This window comes from Candidatus Methanoperedens nitratireducens, assembly GCF_900196725.1.
GTDB lineage: Archaea > Halobacteriota > Methanosarcinia > Methanosarcinales > Methanoperedenaceae > Methanoperedens > Methanoperedens nitroreducens_A.
This window is the reverse complement of sequence record NZ_FZMP01000217.1, coordinates 1-8,006: the sequence shown is the minus strand read 5'-3', so window position 1 is coordinate 8,006 and position 8,006 is coordinate 1. Positions and strand designations below refer to the sequence as shown.

Annotated in this window: 12 protein-coding genes; 8 read left to right on the top strand and 4 right to left on the bottom strand. The window is 46.7% G+C overall.

Annotation, left to right across the window (positions count from 1 at the left end; genetic code table 11):
* On the bottom strand, positions 1–746 hold a 746-nt coding region (locus MNV_RS15810), incomplete at its 3' end, for a hypothetical protein (protein ID WP_143311845.1).
* Between the two features lie 79 nt (positions 747–825).
* On the opposite strand from MNV_RS15810, the gene MNV_RS15805 reads away from it, so the two are divergent.
* The 3 genes from MNV_RS15805 to MNV_RS15795 all read left to right on the top strand — a co-directional run bounded on the left by MNV_RS15805 (position 826) and on the right by MNV_RS15795 (position 2,413).
* Positions 826–1,212: a hypothetical protein gene (locus MNV_RS15805; RefSeq protein ID WP_096206911.1), complete on the top strand. Its 387-nt coding sequence runs from the start codon at positions 826–828 to the stop codon at positions 1,210–1,212.
* A gap of 140 nt (positions 1,213–1,352) precedes the next feature.
* Positions 1,353–1,991 (top strand): VIT1/CCC1 transporter family protein, encoded by a 639-nt coding sequence (locus tag MNV_RS15800; protein WP_096206910.1) that lies wholly within the window; start codon positions 1,353–1,355, stop codon positions 1,989–1,991.
* Between the two features lie 218 nt (positions 1,992–2,209).
* Entirely contained in the window at positions 2,210–2,413 is a 204-nt protein-coding gene (locus MNV_RS15795; protein WP_096206909.1) for a hypothetical protein, read from the top strand.
* A gap of 174 nt (positions 2,414–2,587) precedes the next feature.
* Here MNV_RS15795 and MNV_RS15790 read toward each other — a convergent pair whose 3' ends face one another.
* Complete coding sequence (locus tag MNV_RS15790; RefSeq protein ID WP_096206908.1) at positions 2,588–3,151, bottom strand: flavin reductase family protein; 564 nt, start codon at positions 3,149–3,151, stop codon at positions 2,588–2,590.
* Between the two features lie 340 nt (positions 3,152–3,491).
* On the opposite strand from MNV_RS15790, the gene MNV_RS15785 reads away from it, so the two are divergent.
* The 4 genes from MNV_RS15785 to MNV_RS15770 all read left to right on the top strand — a co-directional run bounded on the left by MNV_RS15785 (position 3,492) and on the right by MNV_RS15770 (position 5,785).
* The gene (locus MNV_RS15785; RefSeq protein WP_096206907.1) at positions 3,492–4,142 is read left to right on the top strand and encodes a class I SAM-dependent methyltransferase; all 651 of its coding nucleotides are present in this window, start codon (positions 3,492–3,494) and stop codon (positions 4,140–4,142) included.
* A complete protein-coding gene (locus MNV_RS15780) occupies positions 4,139–4,729 on the top strand; it encodes an METTL5 family protein (protein ID WP_096206906.1) in 591 nt (196 codons plus the stop codon). The genes MNV_RS15785 and MNV_RS15780 overlap by 4 nt, the downstream gene beginning before the upstream one ends.
* A 121-nt stretch (positions 4,730–4,850) precedes the next feature.
* The gene (locus MNV_RS15775) at positions 4,851–5,498 is read left to right on the top strand and encodes an exosome complex RNA-binding protein Csl4 (protein WP_096206905.1); all 648 of its coding nucleotides are present in this window, start codon (positions 4,851–4,853) and stop codon (positions 5,496–5,498) included.
* An 8-nt stretch (positions 5,499–5,506) separates the two neighbouring features.
* The gene (locus MNV_RS15770; RefSeq protein WP_096206904.1) at positions 5,507–5,785 is read left to right on the top strand and encodes a DNA-directed RNA polymerase subunit L; all 279 of its coding nucleotides are present in this window, start codon (positions 5,507–5,509) and stop codon (positions 5,783–5,785) included.
* Here MNV_RS15770 and MNV_RS15765 read toward each other — a convergent pair.
* Both MNV_RS15765 and MNV_RS15760 read right to left on the bottom strand, forming a co-directional pair.
* Positions 5,763–6,236 (bottom strand): DUF2240 family protein, encoded by a 474-nt coding sequence (locus MNV_RS15765; RefSeq protein ID WP_096206903.1) that lies wholly within the window; start codon positions 6,234–6,236, stop codon positions 5,763–5,765. The two genes, MNV_RS15770 and MNV_RS15765, sit on opposite strands and share 23 nt — an antisense overlap.
* Positions 6,229–6,711: a hypothetical protein gene (locus MNV_RS15760; RefSeq protein ID WP_096206902.1), complete on the bottom strand. Its 483-nt coding sequence runs from the start codon at positions 6,709–6,711 to the stop codon at positions 6,229–6,231. The genes MNV_RS15765 and MNV_RS15760 overlap by 8 nt, the downstream gene beginning before the upstream one ends.
* Positions 6,712–6,786: 75 nt before the next feature.
* Between MNV_RS15760 and MNV_RS15755 the strand changes: the two genes are divergently transcribed.
* A complete protein-coding gene (locus tag MNV_RS15755) occupies positions 6,787–7,953 on the top strand; it encodes a geranylgeranyl reductase family protein (RefSeq protein ID WP_096206901.1) in 1,167 nt (388 codons plus the stop codon).
* Positions 7,954–8,006: the final 53 nt, after the last annotated feature.

The window sequence follows — 8,006 nt, the reverse complement described above, 5'->3', positions numbered from 1 at the left end:
CCAGTATCATTCTCATGTTCAGGACTGCCAGCGGGAGCGTCGTGCTCGTTCAATCCGTCCTCCTTGTACCCGACTAATTCTTCAACATTGACAATATCGACTTCGGCTTCAACTCCAACTGGCACATATTCTATAACAGTTAGCGGAGCAGGCGGGAGCATAACAAGGAATGCGAAATATAACCTTACGGTCGTTCCAGTTCCATTTAATTTCTCCCTGTCTTTAAGCCCATCAAACGGTTCGGTGGTGCAAGGCAATAAGATATCTACAAAAGCTACTGCGACACTTACATCAGGCGCTTCAAAACCAGTATCGTTCTCATGCTCAGGACTTCCTTCAGGAGCGTCGTGCTCGTTCAATCCGTCCTCCTTATACCCGACTAATTCTTCAACGCTGATAATTTCGACTCTGTCATCGACCCCGGCAGGTACATATCCTATTACGGTCAGTGGAACTGATGGAAATATAACAAGGAATGCGAAATATAACCTTACGGTCGTTCCAGTTCCATTTAATTTCTCCCTGTCTTTAAGCCCATCAAACGGTTCAGTTTTACAGGGTAATAAGATATCTACGAAAGCTACTGCGACACTTACATCAGGCGCTTCAAAACCAGTATCGTTCTCATGTTCAGGACTGCCGGCGGGAGCATCCTGCTCGTTCAATCCGTCCTCCTTGTACCCGACTAATTCTTCAACATTGACAATATCGACTTCGGCTTCAACTCCAGCTGGCACATATTCCATAATAATCAGCGGGGTTAGCGGCAATATCACGAGGACTGTAAATTATACTCTTAAAGTTACCCCATCCATCGGGGAAGCGGTGGATAACACAGCTCTACAGTGGACTACAGGCGGCAATGCTGCATGGTTCGGACAGACCAGCGTATATTATTACGGCAACGATTCTGCGCAGAGCGGCAATATCGGCGATAACCAGAATACCTGGGTCCAGACAACGGTCACCGGATCCGGTATCCTGAAATTCTACTGGAAAGTCTCATCGGAACAGGATTTGGATGCTCTGTACTTCTATATCGATGGCTCCAGGAGAGCCATGATCAGCGGCAATACTTCATGGGTTCAGCAGACATACGTTTTATCTTCAGGCACTCATACGCTGAAATGGATGTACACCAAAAACAGAGCCATTACGAGTGGAAGCGATGCCGGATGGCTTGATAATGTGGTATATACCCCCCGCACTTAAAGCTCCCACAGGGTGTGTCCGGGATTTATATAATCAAAGAGCGCTGCTGCCGCAATACCAGGCAGATGGAGGAGAAAAAGGCAACGCTGATATACCTAGGAAAAATTAAAGGCAACCTCTGAGATACTGCGGTTGCAAATATGATAAAATTTCGCGCTCTTCTTTCACCTTCTGACCGCCATTCCGAGGTACTTTTCGGGCTGATAATGGTGCTCGCTATCACGGGCACTGTCTGGCTTGAGACCGGCTCAGCTAAAGCCATCATAAGTGCCGGAATAGGCGCATGCATTGCATGGGGGCTCGTGGATTGTATAATATATGTTTACAGCAACTTGCTTGAGAGAGGGAGAATCGCGCTTGCTGCGCAGGAGGCTTCCACATGCACAGGGGAAGGGTGCGATCTTCGGAAGATAAGAGAAGAGCTTGAAGGGACAATCGTAGATACCCTGGGCGAGCGCGAAAAACATGAGGTAGCACAGCACATCCTGGCGCGCCTTAAGCCAGTTGAAAACCATACGCGGGCGACAAAGGATGATATTCTGGGCGGAATTGCTGCAGGCACGCTTGTTTTCATATCCGGGATGCCTCTGCTTTTACCGTTCCTGCTATTTGATGGCGTCTGGGCTATGAGATTTTCCAGTGCTATCGGGCTTATCATGCTCTTTGCTATCGGCTACAGATGGGGAGGCTATGTGGGAAGAAATAAGTTCCATACGGGTACTGTTATGATGAGCGTGGGTATGGTGATAACTGGTGTTGTTATTGCGCTTGGGGGATAGGAGGGTCATAGAATACGCATGCATGGGCGATGCCGACTCCCACGGATGATGGGAAATCCGTGCGTATCCGTCGAATCCGTGTCATCCGTGTTCTTTTTCGAGTATACAGCTGATTGAAAAACTCCATCTATCCCACCGACTGCCTGAATGAACTTCAGGTATCCGGGCGGATGCGATCGAGATTTATATAAAATATATATCCATTAGAAAAAACAAACATGGTAGAAACGGGAGAGAGTCTGATCATCGAAGATAAGGCCAGCTACATTAAAATGAAACCTAAAACTACAGATTTTACGACACTGTTCGGGATATTGAAAGGACAGCTTGACTCCAAAGCTGTAAGAAAACAAATAGAAGAGATGCGAAAGGATGACGAAGAGAGGGAGAAGCTAATATCAAAAAGATCCAGAAAAAATTAATCATTTCGACCCTCTCGTTAATTTAATAAAACCGATTAACCTCAAGACGGCTGTAAATATGTCCAGGTGATAAAAAGAGATAAAATCCGCGTGACCAAGAATAATCTCCTTGGCGGCATTGCTGCCGGCATACTTGTTTTCGTATCCGGGATGCTTCTACTTATACCGTCTTCCCTATCTTTTTCCTATGGAAAACGCCTTTCCAATAGGTTTGCTGACCCCGTAATAGCCCGCAATATCGGGAGCGAATATGACGGGTTTTAATTTTTCAACGTCAATTGCCCCGTTTTTCCCCAGCACAGTTTCATCTGCCTTGACATCCATTATCTCGCCTATAAATTCAGTATGCAATCCTATTTCAATAGTGTGAATCAGTCTGCACTCCAGAACAAGAGGGAATTCCTTCACATACGGAGCATCGACCAGGTCGCTCTCCACGCTTGTAAGCCCGGATTCGGAGAACTTATTCACATCCCTACCTGAGACTGTCCCGAAATAATCAGCTTCCTTGACGTACTTTTCGGATGGAACATTTATCGTAAAAGCTTTTCGCCCTACGATATTTCCGTAAGAATATGTCGCTTTCCGAAGAGAGATGGCTACACATGGGGGGCTTGAACAGCAAATCCCGCCCCAGGCGATGGTCATTACGTTCGGCTTTCTTTCTTTGTCGTAAGTTCCCACAACCCAGACCGGGATCGGATAAACAAGAGTTTTTGCACCTAAAGATTTCTTCATAAATCCTCCATATGCAGGTTTCGGGCTGTACATATATTAACACATCGATTCATCGTGAGTTATTATAATTCAGGGGAAGATGTCTATTAAAAGATAGTATGATATTACTTGAGAGGAATGATAGGAAAGGTGATCGAAATGTCGACTGAGATGAGAAAGGAGATTGAAAAATTATCCATTGAACTTGAATATTTCTTCACTTAGGCAGAATGTTACATGAGTATTATTCTTGAAGAGAACACACTGGTGTACGCTTATACGTCCAGGCGCGTCTCATTAGAAGTTTCCAGAAACGTAAATACAACTACTTAAAATCATAAAAACGCTAAAATAAACCCTTATGCCCTACGCAGCACAAGATAGACAGGAATTCGTAAAACGCTCGAATCTGAACCCCCGTTCCCGCATCCTTGATTTCGGAGGAACACTTACAAATGAATTACCCTCTGCTGTTTTCGGGATAACAAAACCAAGGCAATTGACAAATAGCATTCTAATAAAACCGGTAAATTTGCCCTTCAAAAATTCAGTCTTTGATGCAGTAGTCTCTTATCATTACCTTGATCTCATTCCCCCGGACATGCTCGGTCATGTGTTCAGGGAGATTGCAAGGGTATTGAAAAAGGAGGCGGTGTTCTCATTCATGATACTCCTCTGGGTGCCGAGGAACGAGGCGCAAAGATCAAGCCTGCTTTTCAACGAGCTGCTAAAGACAATCGGGGCTATATACGCCCATGAATTCGAGGATATAAGCAACAAGCTCTCGGCCTACGGTTTCAGCGAGATCACGGTCGAGACCGTAAAACGCGAAATCATGATACCCAGGGATTATACAAGGTCACATCTCCTGATGCTCGGTGACCTTATTAAAAGGGAGAAAGAAGAGGGCGGGACAGGCATCAAGACGCTTGCAAGGCAGTATTTCGCCCAGGTGAACGTGAGCGGGGAAGCCATGATGCCTGCAGTTCATTTTATGGCAAAAAAACCATGAAGAAAAAGCACCTTGAAATACTGCTGGAACAGGTAGAGGGTTTCAAATCTCCGAAGCCGTCAAAAGAACAGTACGCCACGCCCGCGCCGGTAGCTGCAGAAATGCTGCATTTTGCGCTCATGAGGGGGGACATCGCGGATACGGTCTATGACCTGGGATGCGGCGGCGGGGTCCTCGCGATCGGGGCAAAACTCCTGGGAGCAGAAAAGGTTATAGGTTTTGATGATGATAGAGACGCTCTTGAGATAGCACGGGCAAATGCAAAAAAGCTCGGCGTTGATGTCGAGCTCGTATGCAGCAGCATAAATGAAGTGTGCGGAAAAGCGCATACGGTAGTGATGAACCCTCCGTTCGGCGCCCAGGTACGGGGAAGCGACCGCCCTTTTCTGAGGAAAGCCCTCGAATTAAGCAGCGTGGTTTACTCCATACATAACGCCGGAAGCAGCGAATTCATAAAAAAATTCATTAGTCCGTCAGTCATAACAGATTATCGATTAATCGATTTTCCTATCAAAAGAACATTCATGTTTCATACGAAGGAAGTACAGGTCATAAAAGCAGAGATATACAGGATAGAGAAAAGATAGAGGGATTATTATTAGGATCAAGAGAAAGAAGGTCACAAGCAGGAGAAAGCTTGGAAAAGGCGATGCAAGAGAGAAAAACGAGAAAGTAGAGGAAAAAGAAGTTGAAGAGCTGGAAGAAGAAATGCTGCCGGAAACTGAAGAAGAGATAGAACAATCTGAAGAGGCGCCTGAAGTGCAGCCTGAGGAAGAGATAGCAAAGGAAGAAGTCGTCGAGGAGAAGATCGTATTGCCTGGCGACCTTATAGGAACATCGGAGGAGTTCACTCCCAAAAACGGTACTTTCGTGGATAAAGGGAACATATACGCAGCCACGACCGGGATCGTAAAAATAAACGCCAGGGAGCGCTCGATATCAGTCACTCCTGTCACGAACGTTCCACCGCAGCTGCAGGTCGGAGATATCGTGATCGGTCAGGTCACTGATATAAAAGAATCGGTCGCGCTTGTTGAGATTGCATCCATTAAAGGCAGGGGAGAGCGGGAGATCGTAAATGCAGAGCAGGCCGCCATCCATGTCTCGAACATCAAGGATGCCTACGTGAAGGAACTGTATTCCGAATTCTCACCCTTTGATATCGTCAAGGCAAGAGTGATAGACCTCAGGAACATGCGCCTGACGACCGTAAACAAAGAACTCGGCGTTATGAAGGCTTATTGCAGTAATTGCAGGACAGTATTAAAAAAAGAAAATAATAAACTCAAATGCCCTAAATGTAACAGGGTTGAGACGAGAAAACTGTCTTCGGATTACGGGACAGGTATTATTTAGGTGAAAGCATGGAACTTACAATCGTAAATAAGACGGAAAACGAGATAAGCATCAAGGTCGCTGGGGAGACGCACACTCTCCTCAATGCCCTGAAAACAGTCCTGTTGAACAACAAGCATGTCGAAATAGCGACGTATGATATTAAACATCCCACAATAAGCGACCCGGTGCTTTTCGTGAGAACGGATGGGGCTGATCCCATAGAAGTGATTAAAAAAGCATCCAACGAGCTTGTCAAGGAATGCGATGAGTTCATCAAGCTTTTCAAGAAGAAGACGAAGGAGTAAGCAAAGCCGCACATTCCTCATCGATAAGGTCATCCACAGACACGCCGTTCTCCAGTGCAACGAGAAGGGCGCTGACCTCTATTTCAACAAGTTTGGACAGCTCTTCCTGCTTTTTATTTATCAGCGAGATAACTTTGCGCTTTTCCATACCTGTTGCAGCGATCATCCGCTCGATGACCCTCTCAAAGACGGGCTTCTTCTCAAAGGCGCCTGAATCCGGCTTGAATCCTGTGGGGATTTCGACTGAATTTAAATCAAATGCGGGCATGATAAGCTCCCCTTCCTTTTTTATAAGCCCCGCTTTTTCAGCCTGGTTCAATATATTCTTTGCCTGTTCGGGATTGAACCAGTGGAGGTCGATGGAGAGCGCAAGTACAAAGTCGCTCTCTTTGAGGGCTTCCTTCCCTTTCCTTTTGAAAGGAACAGCAACGGAATAAAGTAGTTCAGACATTGGGAGCGTGTCGTTTTATCTCATCAACAATAGTGTCCGCTATTTTCGCACATTCGGTCCTGCCCATGCCTTCGATGTGGTGGATTCTCATCGTAAGTACGCCATTCTCCAGCTGGGTGCGGACGAGGTAGGAATCTCCCTTGAAGGGGACGCGGTCGAATTTTTCATCCAGGAACGAATATTTGAGAGCTATCCTGAAATCGATAGTCCCCTCATTTTTAACATCCTGAAGCACATCCGCAAGGCTGTCTTTATTAAGCGGATAAAAATTAACGCTTCTGTCTGTGATTTCAACATTTATACTTCTTTTGGCTTTTATGGCACGTCCTTTCAGGTCGGGCGAATCTGTTATAAATGTTCCGAACTGGTTATCCATCTCCGCTAACGTTCTTACGATGTAAGGAAGGTCAGCCCTGAAATTATATTTCCGTTCAAATTCAGGTTTTTGCGGGAACTCATGATAAGTGCGCTTCATGGTATGTTGTATCGTCAGGGAATCTTAAAAACTTTCTGCTAAGGATTAATTATCCTGCCGATGCATTAAGCGGATATGAAGTATGACGTTGTGGTAGTCGGCGCAGGACCTGCCGGCGCGGTTGCCTCAAAATACGCTGCTAAAAACGGAGCCAGGACGCTGCTGATAGAAGAACATGCAAGCATCGGCTCACCTGTGCAGTGCACGGGGCTGATAAGCACAGCTGCGCTTGCGGAGTGCGAAATAGGAGAGGGAAGTTTTGTTCTCGCAAGGATGAAAGGGGCTTTTGTGTATGCCCCGGACGGAGAGGAACTCACCGTGCGCGGAAAAGGCATAAAGGCATATGTTATCGACAGGAAAATGTTTGATAGGGCACTTATCGAGCGCTCGCTGGATGAAGGTGTGGAGATACTCTTAAAAACTCGTTTCACAGACATACATGGAGATAAAATATCAGTAATATCGAGTGGTGAGAGAAAAGATATCCAGGCTGATATTATTATCGGGGCAGATGGGATACAGAGCAGTGTGGGCAGAGCAGTCGGGCTTCCACGATGCGAAAAATTCCTGTCGGGGATACAGTTTGAAGCACCTTATGCTGCCAGTGACCCCGGATCTGTGGAGATTTTCACAGGTAATAACATTGCGCCCGGGTTTTTTGCCTGGGCTGTGCCTTTCGGCGATATGGCGCGCATTGGGCTGGCTAAGAACCCTGATAGCCTTCCTGTACAGCACTATCTTGAAAAACTGCTGGAACATCCTGTCGTCGCCTCAAGGTACAGGGGTTCGCGTACAGAGCATGTGGTCGGAGGCATCCCTCTGGGCCCGCCGGATAGAACTGTAAAAGAAAACGTAATGCTTTTGGGAGATGCGGCAGGACAGGTGAAACCTACGTCAGGAGGCGGCGTTTACATGGGCGCAGTATGCGCGAAGATAGCCGGAGAAGTTGCTGCAAGAGCTGCGCGTAAGGAAGCAAGACTGGAGGAATATGAGAAACGATGGCGCAGTGCCGCAGGGCGGGAACTGGCTATCGGGATGAGGATTCATAAGAGCCTGGGGAAATTGAGCGATGAGAACCTGAACGAGTTCATAGCGTTCCTGAACAAGCCTGAGATAAGGGACTGCATAACAGAGTATGGCGATATGGACCATCCGTCCGTGCTGCTCCAGAAGCTCATCAGCCGCGGGGATAAGGTGCAGCTTATCAAATTGCTGGGCGTGGCGTTTAAAACGCTGTTCTGAGAGTTGGCTTTGCGCCTAAAACATGGGAGTGTAACCTTTTTTGCTGAAACTAT

Coding starts and splice junctions, on each gene's coding strand:
- MNV_RS15780 (WP_096206906.1), top strand. CDS start 4,139: ATGAAGAAAAAGCACCTTGAAATACTGCTGGAACAGGTAGAGGGTTTC.
- MNV_RS15775 (WP_096206905.1), top strand. CDS start 4,851: ATGCTGCCGGAAACTGAAGAAGAGATAGAACAATCTGAAGAGGCGCCT.
- MNV_RS15800 (WP_096206910.1), top strand. CDS start 1,353: ATGATAAAATTTCGCGCTCTTCTTTCACCTTCTGACCGCCATTCCGAG.
- MNV_RS15790 (WP_096206908.1), bottom strand. CDS start 3,151: ATGAAGAAATCTTTAGGTGCAAAAACTCTTGTTTATCCGATCCCGGTC.
- MNV_RS15755 (WP_096206901.1), top strand. CDS start 6,787: ATGAAGTATGACGTTGTGGTAGTCGGCGCAGGACCTGCCGGCGCGGTT.
- MNV_RS15765 (WP_096206903.1), bottom strand. CDS start 6,236: ATGTCTGAACTACTTTATTCCGTTGCTGTTCCTTTCAAAAGGAAAGGG.
- MNV_RS15760 (WP_096206902.1), bottom strand. CDS start 6,711: ATGAAGCGCACTTATCATGAGTTCCCGCAAAAACCTGAATTTGAACGG.
- MNV_RS15795 (WP_096206909.1), top strand. CDS start 2,210: ATGGTAGAAACGGGAGAGAGTCTGATCATCGAAGATAAGGCCAGCTAC.
- MNV_RS15785 (WP_096206907.1), top strand. CDS start 3,492: ATGCCCTACGCAGCACAAGATAGACAGGAATTCGTAAAACGCTCGAAT.
- MNV_RS15770 (WP_096206904.1), top strand. CDS start 5,507: ATGGAACTTACAATCGTAAATAAGACGGAAAACGAGATAAGCATCAAG.